The organism is Cyanobium sp. ATX 6F1 (genome assembly GCF_024346315.1).
In the GTDB taxonomy this organism is placed as follows: domain Bacteria; phylum Cyanobacteriota; class Cyanobacteriia; order PCC-6307; family Cyanobiaceae; genus ATX-6F1.
The window spans coordinates 1-15,909 of the sequence record NZ_JAGQCS010000008.1 but is presented as its reverse complement, the minus strand read 5'-3'; the positions used below and the strand labels follow the sequence as shown (position 1 = coordinate 15,909).

Annotated in this window: 20 protein-coding genes and 1 tRNA gene; 11 read left to right on the top strand and 10 right to left on the bottom strand. The window is 66.7% G+C overall.

Annotated features, from left to right (window positions below; translation table 11 throughout):
- Positions 1 to 18: 18 nt before the first annotated feature.
- The 5 genes from KBZ13_RS11980 to KBZ13_RS11960 all read left to right on the top strand — a co-directional run bounded on the left by KBZ13_RS11980 (position 19) and on the right by KBZ13_RS11960 (position 3,499).
- A complete protein-coding gene (locus KBZ13_RS11980) occupies positions 19 to 477 on the top strand; it encodes an acyl-CoA thioesterase (protein WP_255009668.1) in 459 nt (152 codons plus the stop codon).
- Positions 478 to 554: 77 nt separating this feature from the next.
- Positions 555 to 1,700 (top strand): DNA-processing protein DprA, encoded by a 1,146-nt coding sequence (locus KBZ13_RS11975; RefSeq protein WP_255009431.1) that lies wholly within the window; start codon positions 555 to 557, stop codon positions 1,698 to 1,700.
- Between the two features lie 21 nt (positions 1,701 to 1,721).
- Complete coding sequence (gene prmC / locus KBZ13_RS11970; RefSeq protein WP_255009429.1) at positions 1,722 to 2,699, top strand: peptide chain release factor N(5)-glutamine methyltransferase; 978 nt, start codon at positions 1,722 to 1,724, stop codon at positions 2,697 to 2,699.
- Positions 2,696 to 3,298 (top strand): L-threonylcarbamoyladenylate synthase, encoded by a 603-nt coding sequence (locus KBZ13_RS11965; RefSeq protein WP_255009427.1) that lies wholly within the window; start codon positions 2,696 to 2,698, stop codon positions 3,296 to 3,298. The genes prmC and KBZ13_RS11965 overlap by 4 nt, the downstream gene beginning before the upstream one ends.
- 39 nt (positions 3,299 to 3,337) lie before the next feature.
- The gene (locus KBZ13_RS11960) at positions 3,338 to 3,499 is read left to right on the top strand and encodes a hypothetical protein (RefSeq protein ID WP_255009426.1); all 162 of its coding nucleotides are present in this window, start codon (positions 3,338 to 3,340) and stop codon (positions 3,497 to 3,499) included.
- A gap of 82 nt (positions 3,500 to 3,581) precedes the next feature.
- On the opposite strand, the gene KBZ13_RS11955 is transcribed toward KBZ13_RS11960, so the two are convergent.
- Complete coding sequence (locus KBZ13_RS11955) at positions 3,582 to 3,983, bottom strand: hypothetical protein (protein WP_255009424.1); 402 nt, start codon at positions 3,981 to 3,983, stop codon at positions 3,582 to 3,584.
- 86 nt (positions 3,984 to 4,069) lie between these two features.
- On the opposite strand from KBZ13_RS11955, the gene KBZ13_RS11950 reads away from it, so the two are divergent.
- Complete coding sequence (locus tag KBZ13_RS11950; RefSeq protein WP_315859629.1) at positions 4,070 to 4,675, top strand: DUF1543 domain-containing protein; 606 nt, start codon at positions 4,070 to 4,072, stop codon at positions 4,673 to 4,675.
- 23 nt (positions 4,676 to 4,698) lie between these two features.
- Here the strand turns inward: KBZ13_RS11950 and KBZ13_RS11945 are convergent, their stop codons facing one another.
- From KBZ13_RS11945 to minD, 5 genes are all read right to left on the bottom strand, one after another.
- Positions 4,699 to 5,433 carry a putative 2OG-Fe(II) oxygenase gene (locus KBZ13_RS11945; protein ID WP_255009423.1) on the bottom strand — a complete coding sequence of 245 codons (735 nt, stop codon included), beginning with the start codon at positions 5,431 to 5,433 and terminating at the stop codon, positions 4,699 to 4,701.
- Between the two features lie 136 nt (positions 5,434 to 5,569).
- Positions 5,570 to 5,641: transfer RNA gene (locus KBZ13_RS11940), tRNA-Thr, on the bottom strand.
- A 12-nt stretch (positions 5,642 to 5,653) separates the two neighbouring features.
- Entirely contained in the window at positions 5,654 to 5,908 is a 255-nt protein-coding gene (locus KBZ13_RS11935; protein WP_255009422.1) for a response regulator transcription factor, read from the bottom strand.
- 36 nt (positions 5,909 to 5,944) lie between these two features.
- Complete coding sequence (gene minE / locus KBZ13_RS11930; protein WP_255009419.1) at positions 5,945 to 6,256, bottom strand: cell division topological specificity factor MinE; 312 nt, start codon at positions 6,254 to 6,256, stop codon at positions 5,945 to 5,947.
- Positions 6,257 to 6,261: 5 nt separating this feature from the next.
- A complete protein-coding gene (gene minD / locus KBZ13_RS11925) occupies positions 6,262 to 7,074 on the bottom strand; it encodes a septum site-determining protein MinD (protein ID WP_255009664.1) in 813 nt (270 codons plus the stop codon).
- Positions 7,075 to 7,195: 121 nt separating this feature from the next.
- Between minD and KBZ13_RS11920 the strand changes: the two genes are divergently transcribed.
- Genes KBZ13_RS11920 through KBZ13_RS11910 form a run of 3 tightly spaced genes read left to right on the top strand, consistent with a single transcriptional unit; the run spans position 7,196 to position 9,417 of the window.
- The gene (locus KBZ13_RS11920) at positions 7,196 to 8,194 is read left to right on the top strand and encodes a phospholipase D-like domain-containing protein (RefSeq protein ID WP_255009417.1); all 999 of its coding nucleotides are present in this window, start codon (positions 7,196 to 7,198) and stop codon (positions 8,192 to 8,194) included.
- Positions 8,195 to 8,197: 3 nt separating this feature from the next.
- On the top strand, positions 8,198 to 8,794 hold the full coding sequence (locus tag KBZ13_RS11915) for a chromate transporter (protein WP_255009416.1): 597 nt from the start codon (positions 8,198 to 8,200) through the stop codon (positions 8,792 to 8,794).
- Positions 8,795 to 8,799: 5 nt separating this feature from the next.
- Positions 8,800 to 9,417, top strand: coding sequence for a chromate transporter (locus KBZ13_RS11910; RefSeq protein WP_255009415.1), 618 nt, complete (start codon positions 8,800 to 8,802; stop codon positions 9,415 to 9,417).
- On the opposite strand, the gene minC is transcribed toward KBZ13_RS11910, so the two are convergent.
- From minC to ctpZ, 3 genes are read right to left on the bottom strand one after another with little or no spacing between them, the layout of a single operon-like run.
- Positions 9,407 to 10,087: a septum site-determining protein MinC gene (gene minC / locus KBZ13_RS11905; protein WP_255009413.1), complete on the bottom strand. Its 681-nt coding sequence runs from the start codon at positions 10,085 to 10,087 to the stop codon at positions 9,407 to 9,409. The genes KBZ13_RS11910 and minC overlap by 11 nt on opposite strands.
- 24 nt (positions 10,088 to 10,111) lie before the next feature.
- Complete coding sequence (locus tag KBZ13_RS11900; protein ID WP_255009412.1) at positions 10,112 to 11,380, bottom strand: HD domain-containing protein; 1,269 nt, start codon at positions 11,378 to 11,380, stop codon at positions 10,112 to 10,114.
- Complete coding sequence (gene ctpZ, locus KBZ13_RS11895; protein WP_409995655.1) at positions 11,377 to 12,594, bottom strand: carboxyl-terminal processing protease CtpZ; 1,218 nt, start codon at positions 12,592 to 12,594, stop codon at positions 11,377 to 11,379. Before ctpZ ends, KBZ13_RS11900 begins: the two co-directional genes overlap by 4 nt.
- 122 nt (positions 12,595 to 12,716) lie before the next feature.
- On the opposite strand from ctpZ, the gene petB reads away from it, so the two are divergent.
- On the top strand, positions 12,717 to 13,391 hold the full coding sequence (petB, locus tag KBZ13_RS11890) for a cytochrome b6 (protein WP_255009410.1): 675 nt from the start codon (positions 12,717 to 12,719) through the stop codon (positions 13,389 to 13,391).
- A gap of 73 nt (positions 13,392 to 13,464) precedes the next feature.
- The gene (gene petD / locus KBZ13_RS11885) at positions 13,465 to 13,947 is read left to right on the top strand and encodes a cytochrome b6-f complex subunit IV (protein WP_255009409.1); all 483 of its coding nucleotides are present in this window, start codon (positions 13,465 to 13,467) and stop codon (positions 13,945 to 13,947) included.
- A gap of 111 nt (positions 13,948 to 14,058) precedes the next feature.
- Here petD and KBZ13_RS11880 read toward each other — a convergent pair whose 3' ends face one another.
- Positions 14,059 to 15,507, bottom strand: coding sequence for a glycoside hydrolase 100 family protein (locus tag KBZ13_RS11880; RefSeq protein ID WP_255009408.1), 1,449 nt, complete (start codon positions 15,505 to 15,507; stop codon positions 14,059 to 14,061).
- Between the last annotated feature and the right edge of the window lie 402 nt (positions 15,508 to 15,909).

Sequence of the window (15,909 nt, the reverse complement as noted above, 5' to 3'; positions counted from 1 at the left end):
ACGAACCAGGAGGACGTCATGAAGCGTGGCTGGCGCCTGCGGCGGCGGGTGCTCCCCCAGCACACCGACCACGCCGGGGTGATGTGGCATGGCGCCTACCTGGGGTTTCTCGAGGAGGCGCGAGTGGAGGCGTTGGCGGCGGCTGGCCTGGATTACAGCGACCTCTCGGCCCGGGGATTCGAGCTGCCGGTGGTGGCCCTCTCGATCGATTACCGCCAGGCCCTGTTGCACGGTGAGGCGCTCGAACTGTGGAGCACGATCGAGCCCCGGCGCGGCCTGCGGCTGCCCTGGCACAGCACCTTTCTCAATGGCGCCGGTGAGGTGGCCGCCGAGGCCCGGGTGGAACTGGTGCTGGTTCAGCTGCCCACGACGGGCGCAACGCCGGCGCCACGGCGGTTGCTGCGGCGCCTGCCGGAGGATCTGGAACGGGCAATCGAGCGCCTGGGGCGGGGGCCCAAGGGCCAGCAAGAGCCGTAGAGTACATATGTATTGCTTTGGTTCGGTTGGGGGATCTTCTGCTCGTTCCGTTCGGTTCGGGGGCGCGCCGTAGCCCCATGGGCTGGGGTGAGTGTCGGCGCCTCTGGTGGCTCGTCTGGCGCGGTTGCCCGGGTGTCGGCTGGAGCCGCCTCAGGGCCCTGGAGCGCCATTGCGGTGACCTGGGGATCGCCTGGGGGACCCCCCTCGAAGAGCTGGCTGCGGTGCCGGGGATGGGGCCCGCTGTGCTCGGCAGGCTGGAGGCCTATCGACGGCGCCTGGGCCAGGAGCCGCTGAGTGCCTTTGGCAGGGGCGGTCGTCCGACACGGATGTTGCTGCCGGGGGATCCCGCCTTTCCAGGGGCCCTGCTGGAGCTGGATCGGCCCCCGCTGGCGCTCCACTGGCAGGGCTGCGGCAGCCTCTGGCCGCCGTTGCGGCGCCGCCAGGCGGTGGCGGTGGTGGGCACCCGCCGTCCATCCCGCCATGGGCTCGTCATGGCACGGGCCATCGGCAAGGCCCTGGCCGGGGCCGGTTGGCCGGTGGTGAGCGGCCTCGCGGAGGGCATCGATGCGGCGGCCCACGAGGGTTGTCTGGCCCAGGGGGGGCGGCCTGTGGCGGTACTGGGCACTCCCTTGGAGCGCATCTACCCCCGCCATCACGGGGAGCTGCAACGGCAGGTGGCGGCCCAGGGCCTGCTGATCTCCGAGCAGCTTCCTGGAGCCGGGGTGCACCCAGGCAACTTCGCCGCCCGCAACCGCCTGCAGGTGGCCCTGGCCCGGGCGGTGGTGCTGGTGGAGTGCCCCATGGTCAGTGGGGCTCTGCAGTCGGCGGCCCTCGCCTGGGACCAGGGGCTTCCGCTCTGGGTGGTGCCGGCGGATGCGGGAAAGGTTTCCGCGGCGGGCAGCAACCGGCTGCTGGCCAGGGGCGCTTCGGCCCTGCTCGACCCCGCTGACCTGATCCGCCAGCTGGGTCCTGGGCCCTTGAAGCCAGCGGCGGGCCTTGCAGTGGCGGGGCGATCGGTTGATCGGGCCGAGCAGGCGTGGCCGGGGTTCCCCCTCGGCGGCGTGCAGGGGGAGGTGCTGCAGGTGTTGGGGCAGGGGGCGAGCCTGGAAGACCTCTGTCAGGGCCTAGGGCGCCCGGCGCCTGAGGTGGCCAGCCGCCTGTTGGAGTTGGAGTTGGCCGGGCGGGTGATCGCGGAGCCGGGCCTGTGCTGGCGGCCTCTCTGAGGCGCTTCCTAGGGTGGCTCGATGGATCGCCCTTGCCAGTCGCCATCCCCCGCGGCGCCATCGCCCACCGTGGTGCCATCGCCCGCTGCGGTGCTGGGGCCTGAGGTCCCAACGGTGGTTCAGGGCAGCGAGTTGTTGGCCTGGCGCCGCCGTCTGCTGGAGGGGGGAGGTCAGAGCGCCGAACTCGACTGGCTGCTGGATCTGGCCGGCGGCCTGCGTTGGAGCGCCTTGCAGCGGCTATGGCTTGAGCCCGAGCGGGTGGTGAGGCTGGTGCGTCCGCTCCAGGCGTTGGAAGCGCTCTGGCTCCTGCACCGCCAGCGTTCCATACCCCTGCAGTACCTGGTGGGGGTCTGCCCGTGGCGGGATCTGGAACTGCGGGTGGCACCGGGGGTGCTGATCCCCCGTCAGGAGAGTGAGCTTCTGGTGGATCTGGCCCTCATCTGCTTGGCTGCGCTGCCCCCTGGACCACTCCGCTGGGCCGACCTGGGCACCGGTTCCGGCTGTTTGACGGTGGCCCTCGCGGCGGCCCTGCCTCCCGGAAGTCGGGGCTATGCCGTGGACTGCAGCCCCGAGGCCCTGGCCCAGGTCCGCTTGAACCTGGAACGCGCCGCTGGGGCGGCCTCTGTGGAGCTGCGGCTAGGGCAGTGGTGGGCGCCGCTGGAGCCGCTGGCCGGCCAGCTCGATCTGGTGGTCAGCAACCCCCCGTACATCCCCACGGGCCTGCTGGCGCAGTTGGAGCCGGTGGTGCGCGAGCACGAACCCCACCTGGCGCTCGATGGCGGTGCCGATGGACTGGCCTCGATTCGACGGATCGCCGCCGGTGCCTCCCAGGCCCTCGCCCCCGGTGGCTGGTTGCTGCTGGAGCACCACCACGATCAGGGCCCGGCCGTCGCGGCGCTCCTGGCGGCCGCTGGCCTGGTGGAGGTGACCACCGAACCTGATCTGGAGGGCCACGGGCGGTTCACCCGCGCCCGGCGCCCGCTCCCAAGCCATCCATGACATCTTCCCCAGCTTTTGATCAGGGCCGGGTGCTTGAGGCCGCCGAGCTGGCCGAAGCCCTGGCCGCCGGTTCGGCCGCCCTCTTCCCCACCGATACTCTGCCGGCTCTGGCCTGCCGCCCCCTGGCCGCACCCCTGCTCTGGAGGCTCAAGAACCGCCCCGCCGATCGACCCCTGATCCTCATGGGCGCTGATCCCGAGGAATTGCTGGCGGCGTTGGCGGTGCCGATCCGCCCCCAGTGGCGGGAGATGGCCCTGGGGCACTGGCCCGGTGCGCTGACGCTGGTGCTGCCAGCCGAGGGGCCGATCGCCCAGGCGCTCCATCCCGGTGGCGGGAGCCTGGGGTTGCGGGTGCCGGCCTGCCCTTCGGCCCTGGCGTTGCTGCGGCTCAGCGGTCCCCTGGCCACCACCAGTGCCAATGCCTCAGGAGCGCCGGCCTGCCTCACGGCCGAGGAGGCTGAGCGGGCCTTCCCTGCCGTGCCCTTGCTGGGGCCGCTGCCCTGGCCCGCCGCCGCTGGGCTGGGGAGCACGGTGCTCGCCTGGTGCGAGGGAGACCGCTGGCAGGTGCTCCGTCCTGGTGCTGTGATGCCGGAGGTCTGAGTTGACAGCTCCGATGCGGTCTCGACCGGGTGCGCCTCGATGCTGATCCTGACCCTGCTGGTGGCTCTGGTGCTGGGCCTCAACCATCTGGTGCTCGAGCCGCTGACCGTTCTGCTCACGCCCCTGTTCGAGCTGCAGGGCCTGTTCCCCTGGTTGGTCTTGGCGCTGGGGGCCTGGTTCCTGGCGGGTCGCCGGGGCTGATGGGCCAGCCCGAATCGGGGGGCGGGGGGTGAAGTGGCTCTTTTGGGCGCCAACGTTGGCCAGCCCTGGTGGCCTGAGGGCGTTACTTGCTGAAGTTCTCCAGGGTGTCAAGACCCTTGCGCAACAGTTGCTGGGATTGGTCGATCAGCCGCCTGCGGTCGTCGCGGTACTCGCACGACTTGATCAGGTAATTGATGTTCCGTGTCTTGGGGTGGTAGCCCACGAAGCGCAGCTTGCAGAAGGAGCGTCCTGACTTGCCGGGCTCCCGTTTGAGCAGCTCCCCCTCCAGGCAGTTGTAGCCCTTGTCGCCCTTGCGCGAGCAGAGGCCCAGGTTCTTGAAGAACAGATCGTTGCCAAGGGCCTGCTGACGGCTATTGGCGTAGCCGGCGAAGGACACCGGATCGAAGCTGAACGGTGCGGCCATGGCCGTCATCGGGGCTGACCCCAGAAGGATCGTGGCCAGCAGCCAGCGGCGTAGGCGCATGCTCTGAGGCTTGTTCGCTTGGCAACGAATGTAGGGGCGGCTACCGGAATCGCTCGGCACCAGGCCCTGGTGGGGGGGCTGAAGCCATGTCTGGATGCGACTACGTGATTCCGTCGGGGGGGGTGCCCTCCCGCCAGGCCAGGATCCCAATCGCCTGCCCCGAAGCGATGACGCGGCTCTATCTGGTGGTGCTCGGTGGGCGCAGCGAGGGCTGCCACATCGAACTCCACGATGTGCGCTTCGTGGCGGCCGCTTCGATCGAAGCGGCGATACCGGAGCTGCGCCGCCAGTGGTTCGGCCGTCGCCGCGGACTTCACATCGACAGTTATGTGGCACTCGACTTCGTCGATGGCCATCGCATTGAGCTGCGGCCAGAGCCCTGGGGAGGAAGCGAACGCCTCTGGTTCGTGAACATGGGCGCCTACGACCCCACCCAGTTGGCGGAGCTGCACCAGTTCACCCTGGTGGTGGCACCGAGTGCCCAGTCCGCCAAGGCCAGGGCCCGGCGGCAGCTCCTGCTGGGGGCCGCCGGGCGCCACAACGACGACCTCCACGCCGTCGAGGATGCCCTGCAGCTGGAGTCGCTGCAGGGCTGGCATGTGCACCTGCCCCTGGACCCGGAGAACCGCCATCAGCCCCTGGTGCCCGATTGGTTCGGTTACCGCCGAATTGATCGTGAGGCAAGCGCCTGATGCCCCCATCGGGTGAGCTGGGATCAGGAAAAGCCACCCGGCCGGGGTCGATGGCTGGAGAGCGACACGTTGCCAGCGACGTTGGCCTGGGTCTGGAACGGCTGTTGGGGCGCAGACGACTGCCGGGGCTGGGGTACCGCCACCACGTTGAAGGCCAGGGACCAGCGCTCTCCTTCGCCTCTGAAGGGGGCCACCGAATGGGGTTGCCAGGCGGGAAACACGTAGAGGTCGCCAGGCACGGGCAACACGTAGTGGGCCATGCCGGTGCGGAAGCTCTGGATGTGCCATTCCTCGGGGCCGTGGAAGCAGAGTTGGCCGTCGAAGCGCTCGCCGGTGATCTGGGGCGGCACCTGCAGGAAGATCACACCGGAGAAACTGCCGCCGTGGGTATGGATGGGGTTGTAGTCGCCGGCGCGCTGCAGGTTCAGCCACACATCGATCATCTGAAGCCGGTAGCCCCCCGGAACCCATGGCCCCCGCCCCTGGGGCGGCTGCTGGTCGATCACGTGGCGGATCCACTGCTCGCAGGCCGGCACGATCACCTCGGCGCAGAGCTGGGCGATGGGTGGAAACTGGGGCCCCAGTTCGCGCTGGAGGGCGAGCTGACCGGCCAGTTTGCCGGAGGCGTCCGGGGTGCTGCCGGGGTCGCTGAGCACCGCCCTGGCCAGCTGTTGCAGATCGGCCAGCAGGCCCTCGTTCAGCCGTTGCTTGAGCAGGTAGCGGGGAAAGAGGCTGAGCACCTCTGAGTTCGCATCCATCCCTGCCCTGCCGTTCGGCCGAAATTACGACTGGGGCGGGATCGCTCGGGCGTTCAGGGGCAACGTTCCTGCCGGAGAGGGCCCACCCCCAATCCCAGCAGCCGTTCCGTTCAGGCTTCTGTGGCTACTGACGAAAAGCCGGCTAACGGATTTGAACCGATGGCCTTCGCTTTACAAAAGCGCTGCTCTACCACTGAGCTAAGCCGGCGTGGAGGCAAGTTTATCGCTCGCCCATGGCCCAGAGGAGCAGTTGGGTTCGGTTGCCGCAACCGGTCTTGAGCAGCAGATGGGAGATGTGGCTTTCTACCGTGCGCGGGCTGAGAAACAGCCGCGCGGCGATCGCCTTGTTGCTCAGACCCTCCAGCAGGGCCCCGAGCACACGGCCCTCTGCCGCCGTGATCGGCTCTGGACTGATGGGCCCTGGGGCGGCTCGGTGTTGGGAGGTGACCACGGCGATCGGGCGTTGGCCTCCCAAGGATTCCCAGGGGATGCCAAGGCCTAACCCAAAGGCTCAGGCCGGGGAGGGTGTGGGCTCGACCGGTTCGGGTGCGGGCAGGGGGATGGCCCGGGCCCGCTTGATCGGCAGGTTGGCCACCAGGGCGGTGACCCGGTCTTCGGTTTCCAGGCTCACATCTCCCTCCTCCAGATCGATCTCCACATAGCGGGAGACCACCTCGAGGATTTCCCGGCGCATCTGCTCCAGCAATTCGGGGTTCAGGTCGCTGCGGTCGTGGGCGAGCACCAGTTGCAGTCGCTGGCGGGCGGTGTCGGCGCTGGCCGGCTGCCGCCCGAGCAGTTTGTTGATGAAGTCGAGCAGGGTCATCGGGCTCAAAAGATCTTGGTTTGCAGCAGCCGGCCGAGCTTCGAGCGCAATCCACCACCCTCCTTGAGCGGATCGATCATCGGCACCTCCTCACCCTGCAGGCGCCGAGCCACGTTGTTGTAGGCCACCGCCGCCGGTGAGCGGCCGCCATTGAGGGTGAGGGGCTCGCCGCGGTTCGTGGAGACGATCACCTGTTCGTCCTCGAGCACCAGCCCCAGCAGCGGGAGGGCCAGGATGTCGGTCACATCGCTGACGGCCAGCATCTCCTGGTTGGCCATCATCTTCGGCCGCACCCGATTCAGCACCAGTTGAATGGGCTTGATGCCATGGGTATTGAGCAGCCCGATCACCCGGTCCGCATCCCGCACCGCTGAGACCTCTGGGGTGGTGACCACGATCGCTTCTTCGGCCGCGGCCACCGCATTCTTGAAGCCGTCCTCGATGCCCGCCGGGCAATCGATCAGCACGTATTCGAAGTCTTCGCCCAGCAACTTGGCGATTTTGACCATGTCATCGGGCTTGAGCCACTCGAGCATGCGCGGGTTGCCCGCCGGCAACAGGGCCAGGTTGGGCTCCTGCTTGTGTTTCACCAGTGCCTGTTCCAGCCGGCAGGTTTCGGCGAGCACCTCCTGGGCCGTGTAGACGATCCTGTTTTCCAGACCCAGCAACAGATCAAGGTTGCGCAGGCCGAAATCCGCATCGAGCACGGCGGTCTTGCGACCCTGTTTGGCCAGGGCAATGCCCAGGTTGGCAGTCAGCGTGGTCTTGCCGACGCCGCCTTTGCCGGAGCAGATCAGGATGTAGCGGGTGCGGGCGATGGCGACGGGAAGCGAAGTGGGTGCAGGTTAAGGCCCACACGCTGGGAAGGGGCAATCTCAGTGGACCATCGACCCGCCGCAGCCGATGCCGGTAGAAAGGTCGAGCCTGCCCCCCTTGGTGATGCCTGAGTCCACACCCCATCAGCAGACCCTCCTGGTCATGCCCGACGACGGCGTGGATTCCGTCGTTGCCCTGATCGATCAGGCCCGGGAACAGCTTCTGCTCAAGCAGTTCAAGGTCGAGTCCGAGGCCATTGAGCAGGCCCTGCTCCGGGCCCATCAGCGCGGGGTCACGGTGCGGGTGATGCTCAACCCCCACACCTCCGGCGGCGATCGCTGGAACGATGAGGCCCATGCTCGTCTCAACAGCTGGGGAATCGAGGCGATCTGGACCAGCGAGGCGTTTCCGGTCACCCACGAAAAGTCCTTGGTGGTGGACCAGCAGTTCGCCCTGATCGCCACCTTCAACCTGGCCGATAAATACTTCACCGAGACCCGCGACTACGGGGTGGTCACCTACTCCGCCCCCGTGGTCGCCCAGGTGATCGCCGGTTTCGAGGCCGATTGGCACCGCCAGTTCTTTCAGCCCGACCTGGGGGTGGGCCTGGTCTGGAGCAGTTTCCACAGTCGCGGCCAGATGGCCCGCATCGTCGATGCAGCCACGGAATCCCTCTGGATTCAGCACCCCAAGTTCGTCGATGCGGTGATCCTTGATCGGATCATCACGGCCCGGGAGCGGGGGGTGAAGGTGCGGGTGCTCTGCGGCGGCAAGCACGGCATCAGCGACTGGGACATCTACGACACCTTCGCCTCCTTGCGGATCATGGAGCGCTACGGCGTGAAGGTGCGCCGCCAGAAGCACCTCAAGCTCCACGCCAAGCTCATCGTTGTTGATGGCATCGCCTCCCAGACCGGATCGATGAACATCGACCGCAGCGCCTTCGACCTGCGCCGGGAATTGGGGATCGAATCCGATGCCCCCGCAGTGGTGGGTCGGCTCAAGGAAACGTTCCAGGCCGACTGGGCCGAGGCGGAGAAGTACCACGCCCCTGATCCCCTCGATCCCACCCTCCACGAAGAAGGCGAACTGCCTCCGGATCCCCATTTCGTCCACGACTGAGCCATGGCCCATCCGGCTCCCACCGGCCCCCAGGACCTGGCGCCGCCACCGGGTCTGCGGGCCCTGTTCATCGGCATGTTGCAGGTGTCGCTCTCCTCGTTCGGCGGCGGGCTCTCGGCCTGGAGCCAGCGCATCGTGGTGGAGCAGCGCCGCTGGATGACCAACGAGAGCTTCCTCACCGGCCTCACGGTGGCGCGGCTGTTTCCGGGGCCCAACCAGATCAACATGGCCGTCTACATCGGCGCCAGTTTCCGCGGACTGGTGGGGGCCGCCGTCGCCCTGGCCGGGATGCTGCTGCTGCCGTTCACGGCCCTGATGCTGGTGGGTCTGCTCTATTTCCATTTCCACGAGCTGCCCTCCGTGGACCGGGTGCTGGCCGGCGTGGTGGCGGCGGCGGCCGGCATGGCCCTTTCGATGGGCTTCAAGATCCTCGACCAGTACTGGCGCGATCCGATGGCCCTGGTGCTGGCCGCGGTCACCTTCGTGGCGATGGTGGTGTTCCACGTGCAGCTCATCCCATTGGTGTTGGTGGCCGGTCCGCTGGCCATGGCCTGGTACTGGCCCCGCAACAGCAACGCCATCCCTGACCGCCCCGCCTGAGCCGCGTGTCCCTCCCCCTCCCCCTCCCCCTCCCCCTCCCTTTGGCGGCCTGCACGCCGGTCTCGCTCAGCGATCTGGGCAACCTGCTCCAGGTGCTCTGGACCTTTCTTTCCTTATCGCTGTTTTCGCTCGGGGGTGGTAACACCCTGTTGAGCGAATACCACCACCTGAGCGTCGAGCAGTACTGCTGGCTGAGTTCCTCCCAGTTCGCCGACCTCTACGCCCTGGCGGAGGCGGCCCCGGGCCCGAGCTCGATGATCGTGGGCTTGTTGGGGATGGGGGCGGCCTGGCGGGAGGGTGCCTGGTGGTCGTTGCTGAGTGGCTACGGCGCCGAACTGGCGATCCTGCTGCCTTCCACCTTGCTCATGGTGGTGGCCTGCCTGAGCTGGAACAAGCTCAAGAACTCCCCCTGGCGGGTGGCCTTTGAGCGAGGCCTTGGGCCGATCACCCTGGGGATCCTGTTCGCCGTCGGGCTGAAGATCCTGCAGACCGCCGACACCAACACTCCTGGGGTGATTGTCTCGCTGCTGGTCTGTGTGCTGATGCTGCGCACCCGGATCTCACCGCTTTGGTTCATGGCCTTTGCGGGGGCGCTGGGGGGGCTTGGGCTGATCAATCGCTGAGGGGCCAGAGGGGATCAGCGGCCTCGATTTCGATGCTGGAGCCCACCAGCCTGGCGGTTTCGGTGAACCCTGCCGGAGGGTTGTCCTGGGGCCCCCGGGCGACCGCCCTGGCGATTCGCAGTTGAAGAGGTCTCAGCTGCAGGGCCGTGATTATGGCGCTGTTGTCGCCGCCGCAGCCTGCGTGGGCCACCCCCCGCAGTCGACCCCACACCAGTACGCTGTCGCCGGCGCTGATCCGAGCTCCCGGGTTGACATCCCCCAGGAGCAGCACCGATCCCGCCACCTGCAGATGATCGCCGGAGCGCAGGGTGCCCCGGTGCACCGTGAGGGCGTTTCTGGGTCCAGAACGCTCGGCTTGCGGCGCTGCCTCGGCGATGGGGAGATGCTCGGTGGGCAGCCCCAGGGCCGCCGCCGCCACCAAGGTGGCGCCGTTGCGGGCCTGCAGCGCACTCAGCTCCAAGGCCGACTCGGCCAGGATCTGATCGAGGGCCCGAAGGGTGGCCGTGGTCAGCCTCCACTCCCCCGCCTGCAGCAGCACGGGACCCGCTGGTGGCGCCACCCCCAGGGCATAGCTCGCCTGCTCAAGGACACTGCTGGAACCATCGGCTGCGCCGAGCCGGAGCACGTGGGGCAGATCCGGGCCGGCGGAGGGAATCAGGACGGCGCTCATGCCCGCTCCGTGGGGGCCCAAAGATTAGGCAGCGCCCACTCGGGCTCCGATCAGCTCCGCCACCGCCCGCCGCAAGGGCCCACTCACCTCCGGTGGATGGATCAGCCAGGCCAGCTCCACCGGCAGGGTGAGGCTTGCCACCTGGGGGGAGAGCTGCTCGATCGCCTGTAGATCGGTGCCGTTCCAGAGCCGAAGGCCCCCTTTATAGGGGTCGTAGCCGCGGGTTTGCCGTTGCTGCAGCCCGCAGCAGAGTTCGGGGTCCTGGCCATCCACGGAGCTCAAATGTCCTGCCAGGGCCAGCATTTCCAGCCGCTCTGAGCTGCTCAACCGGCTGACGTCAGTGGCCTTGAGCAGCTCCCGATCCAGCAGGCGGCGGCACACCTGCGCCAGCTCCGGAGGTCCCTCCTCACGCCAGCGCATCAGGTGGTAGCCGGTGCGGACGTCGTCGTTGGCCAGGAAGGTGCCCAGGTCCAGATCCTCAGGGCTCCAGAGCCAGCGGGCCATCACCTGATCGGCCTCCACGGCCTTCGGTCCCAGCCGGCGCGCCAGGCTGATGGCCAGATCCAGCAGCCAGTTGCAGACCACGTTCAAGCGGTGGTTGTAGACGCTGCGGTACATCAGGTTGCGCACCAGCAGGTAGTGCTCCACGGCCATCAACCCTTTGGGGTGCAGGGCCAGCGCGCCGTCGGGGGAAATGGTGAGGGCGGCCAGGATTCGCTCGAGATCCAGCCGGCCGTAGCTGGTGCCCGTGCTGTAGCTGTCCCTGAGCAGGTAATCGAGGCGGTCGCAGTCCAGCTGGCTGCTCACCAGCGCCTTGATCGCCGGGTGGGAGTAGTGGCCGTGCTCGAGCAGGTCGGCCACGGCGTCGGCACTGCCGGGGGCGAAAGCGTCGAGGGGATCCCTGAGGGAGGGATGGCTGCGGATCAGGCTTCCTGACCATTCCTCGTGGTGCATTCCGAACATTTCCTCGCCGGAATGGCTCAGGGGCCCATGGCCCACGTCGTGGAGCAGGGCCGCCGCCAGCAGCACCCCAGCGTGCTGCTCGAGGCTGGGGTCCAAGCGGCTCAGATTGGCCAGGGCCAATCGCGCCAGGTGCAGCACCCCCAGGGAATGGGTGAAGCGGCTGGATTCGGCGCCGTGGAAGGTGAGGAAGGCCGGCCCCAGCTGACGGATGCGGCGCAGCCGCTGGAAAGGGGCGGTGTCGATCAGCCGGATGGCGAGGGCCTCGGCAGGACGTTCCCCATCCAGGCAGATGGCCCCATGCAGGGGGTCGTGGTAGGTCCGGCGTGTCATGGCTGCCCGGCGGCGCTGCCGAGTCGCTGAATCAGCAGGCGTTCGGCCTCCTCCAGCCAGGTGTCCCCGGGAGCTCCGGGGTTGAGCGGTTCAGGTTTGGCCAGGGGCCGGTCCGGTTCGATACCCAGATTCTGGATGTCCCGTCCGCTCGGGGTCTGGTAGCGGGCCACCGTCACCGCCAGGCCGCTGCCGTCCCCCAGGGGAATCAGGGTTTGGATCAGGCCTTTGCCGAAGGTGCGGCTCCCCAGCAGCTCTGAGCGGCCGTCGTCCTGGAGGGCGCCGGCCAGGATCTCGCTGGCGCTGGCGGTGCCCCCGTTCACCAGGGTGAGCATCGGTCCCCCGAAAAGCTGGCCTGGACCCGCCTGCTGGGGCATCCCCAGGCCGTCCCGGTCCATCGTCTCCACGATCGGCTGGTTGTCCAGCAGGCCATTGGCCACGGCCAGCCCGGCAGACACCAGTCCCCCGGAGTTGTTGCGCAGATCGAGGATCAGCCCCTCCATCCCCGCGGCCTCCAGGGCCTCGATCGCTGCCTGGAACGAGCCGGGCACCGTTTCGCTGAACTGACTCAGGCGCAGGTAGCCCAGCCGGTGCGCGCCTTCCTCCAGCAGGCGAGAACGCACCGGCTGCAGGTCCACCCGCTGGCGCTCGAGGGTCACATCGCGCAGGAGGCCTTCCGGGCTGACCAGGCTCAGGTGCACCTCACTGCCCTCTGGACCCCGAAGGGCGGCGGCTGTGGCCTCCAGCCCCAGGTCGCTCGCGGCCTGACCCTCGATGGCCAACACCTGGCTGCCGCTTGAGATACCCGCCCGTTGGGCTGGAGATCCCTCCAGTGGCGCCACCACGACGATGGAGCCTTCCTCGTCAGCGAGGGCCAATTGAAGCCCGACGCCGGTCACGGTGCCTTCGGTGTTCGAGCGCAGGGTGGCGAAGTCGGCGGGCCGCAGCAGCCGGGTGTAGGGATCTCCCAAGGGTTCGAGCATCGACTCGATCGCGGCGTAGGCGTCCTCGCTGCTGAGGATCGGCCGCTCGAGCGCCTTCTGGCGGAGTCGCCGCCATCTGACCTGATCGAAGCGGCTTGGATCGACGAAGCTCTGGTTCACCAGGCTCCAGCTGGCCACTACCAGCTCCTGGACATCGCTGAGGGCCAGGGCCGGCCCGGCCCGCAGCAGCAGTGGGCTCAGGACGAGTGCCGTGCTCACGAGCAGGGCCAGCAGCCCCTTGTGCGCGGAAAAGGCCCCTGTTGCAATCGGTTGAGTTTCCCGGTGGCGGGGGCGCTTGGCGTTCACGGGCGCTCCAGGTGGATCGGTAGACTCTCGCAACACCAGCCCCCCGCTGCATGGCGAATTCCTCACCTGCCGCAAAGTCCTCGCCGATCTACGACTGGTTCGAGGAGCGTCTGGAGATCCAGGAGATCGCAGACGATATTTCCTCCAAGTACGTCCCCCCTCACGTCAATATCTTTTATTGCCTGGGCGGCATCACCCTGGTCTGCTTCCTGATCCAGTTCGCCACTGGATTTGCGATGACCTTCTATTACCGGCCCACCGTGGCTGAGGCCTACAGCTCCGTCCAATACCTCATGACGGACGTCAGCTTCGGCTGGCTGATCCGTTCGGTGCATCGCTGGAGCGCCAGCATGATGGTGCTGATGCTCATCCTGCACGTCTTCCGCGTGTACCTCACCGGTGGATTCAAGCGCCCTCGCGAACTCACCTGGGTGACGGGCGTGATCATGGCCGTGATCACCGTCTCCTTTGGCGTCACCGGTTATTCCCTGCCCTGGGATCAGGTGGGCTATTGGGCGGTCAGCATCGTTTCAGGTGTTCCCGCGGCCCTGCCTGTGGTGGGTGACTTCATGGTCGAACTGCTGCGGGGTGGTGAAAGCGTCGGCCAATCCACCCTGACCCGCTTCTACAGCCTGCACACCTTCGTGATGCCTTGGCTTCTGGCGGTGTTCATGCTCCTGCACTTCCTGATGATCAGGAAGCAGGGCATTTCCGGACCCCTCTGAGCCAACCATCAAGGTCCAAGGTTTTAGTTCTTTTCATCGCTTCAGCCACCGTTCCCCATCACCAGTCCATCCCATGCACATCCTCAAGAAGCCGGATCTCTCTGACCCCAAGCTGCGGGCCAAGCTGGCCAAGGGCATGGGACACAACTATTACGGTGAACCCGCCTGGCCAAACGATCTCCTCTACATCTTCCCGGTGGTGATCCTGGGAACCATCGCCTGTGTGGTGGGCCTTTCGGTACTTGATCCAGCCATGCTTGGCGACAAGGCCAACCCCTTCGCCACTCCCCTGGAAATTCTGCCCGAGTGGTACCTCTACCCGGTGTTCCAGATCCTGCGCGTGGTGCCCAACAAGCTGCTGGGCATCGCCCTGCAGACCATGATCCCCCTGGGTTTGATGCTGATCCCCTTCATCGAGAGCTTTAACAAGTTCTCCAATCCGTTCCGCCGCCCGGTGGCCATGGCGGCCTTCCTGTTTGGCACGGTGTTCACCATTTACCTAGGCATTGGCGCCGCCCTTCCGATCGATAAGTCACTCACCCTCGGGCTGTTCTGATCTCCGTCAGCGGAGCAGCCACGTCCAGTTGACCTCTCAAGCCGCTGCCATGGGTAGCGGCTTTTTTCGTTCCCGGCGGGCGCTCCCCGGGATCGTCTCCTTCGCTGCCGTTCAGAGCTCTTCAAGGTTGATCAGAGTGACGTCTTCGGGACGGATCCGCAGCAGGTGGTGCAGCAGCAGGAAGCCCACAATGGTCCAGGTCTGGTAGGTGCGCGATTGTGCCCCCACCCAGGTGCCTGTGGGGCCGTCGAAGTACTCCGCCCACTGTTGACGTGGCAGCTGGTTGAGGTGCGACCAGTAGCACTCCTCGAGCATGGCTTTCATCTGACCCATCAGCAGGACGTCGGCCTGGGGGTGTTGCCGTTCGTGCAGCAGGATCGCGCTGCCCATGTACCAGAGCAGGCTCGGCCAGTGGCCGCCATTGTGGTAACTCCAGGGCCAGTTTTTGGGATCGGCACCAGTCTTGTTGGCCCATTCACCGTTCTCCATCGGTGGGTGGCAGATGCGCATGGGCATCTGGGCCATGAGGTGATGGCGGTTGTGCAGCACCAGCCGGAACAGGGCCCGCTGCTGGGGGGGCGCCAGCACGCCGAACAGGCAGCCCAGGCTGTTGCCGAGGCTGTAGAAGCGGAAATCCGGCCGACCCGTACGCATGTTGCCGATCAGGTAGCCGCCCCTGTTCTCCAGCCAGTCCTGAAGCCAGTCAGGGATCACCTGGGGCTGGACGTTGAATTCGTTCTCGTGCTGGTGGTCTCCGTACTGCTCGGTGGGCCGGCGCCTGAGCACCTGCATGGTCTTGCTGGTGACCCAGTAGTGCTTGAGCAGGTAGATGCGCAGGTCCTGCTGCCATTGGCGTGTCAGCGTCAACCTTTGCTCGAGCAGCCGGCTCTTGCTGCCCTGCTGGCAGAGTTCCATGAGACGGCAACAACTGCGTAGGCATCCAAACAGGAGCACCTCCACCTCCAGGGGGGCTCCCCACACGTCCATCGGACGATCAATCATGAAGGCGCAGTCTGGTACGAACAGCACCGGCGTCCCCTCGAAGCTGGGATGCAGAACAAGATCCAGCAAAAGCTGAACCCCCCTCTGCACCTTCTGGCTCGCCCCGAACTCCCAGTCCTTGCTGCGGCGCACGTAGAGCCAGCAAAGCACCGGCCACCAGAGGCTGGCATCCACCGAGGTGATCCGCCCGATCGATCGCTGGCCATAGTCCGCGATCAGCTCGCCGTTCTGCTCAATGAAGCTGGTGGGGAACACCCCCCGTGTCTGGTACGCGCTGCTCTGGAGATCGAGGCAGAGGTCCAGAAAGTTGCGCACGATTTCAAAGCGCCCCTGCGTCAACAGGTAGATCATCACGGGCACGTTGTCCCGCAGAAAGATCTCGCCGTAGTTGAGTTCCTGGTGGTTGCGGGGATGCTCCAGGGCCGCCACTGATCCGGCCAGCTCGCCGCGTACCCGAATCAGCGTGCGCTCGAAGTGCTCCCGGGCCCGTTGCACCACCGCCTCTTCCTTCGAGCTGGGCCGAACGCGCAGCTGTTCTTGGCTGAAACTCCTGGCCACGCACATCCCCCCGGGCGAATGCCCTGTCTCCAAAACCTAGGCATGGCAAGGGGTGTGGGCGGCGACTTGGGGGCTTTGTTCAAGACTTCTATGGGCTTGATGGTGGCTAGCTGACTCCTGTGATACAGTTTTGGACTGCGCACCACCGAGAGGCGGAGCGCGGAGCCGAAAGCAGCGGATGGCGAGAGCCGATCGATGTTGTAGGTTGAAAAGGCGGTTGAGAGACCGCCGAACCGGAAGCCCTGAGAGGGGCGAACGGAGCACCTGGACAACCAAAAAAGTTTAGGAACTGACGCTTTTGCTGCGTCATGTCTGCTTTGAACTGAAGGCGCTGATCCGTTTGGGTTGAGCGCTAAGGGGAGGAGCAAGATGTGGCCGAATAGCAGCAAAGGTGTGAGGTCC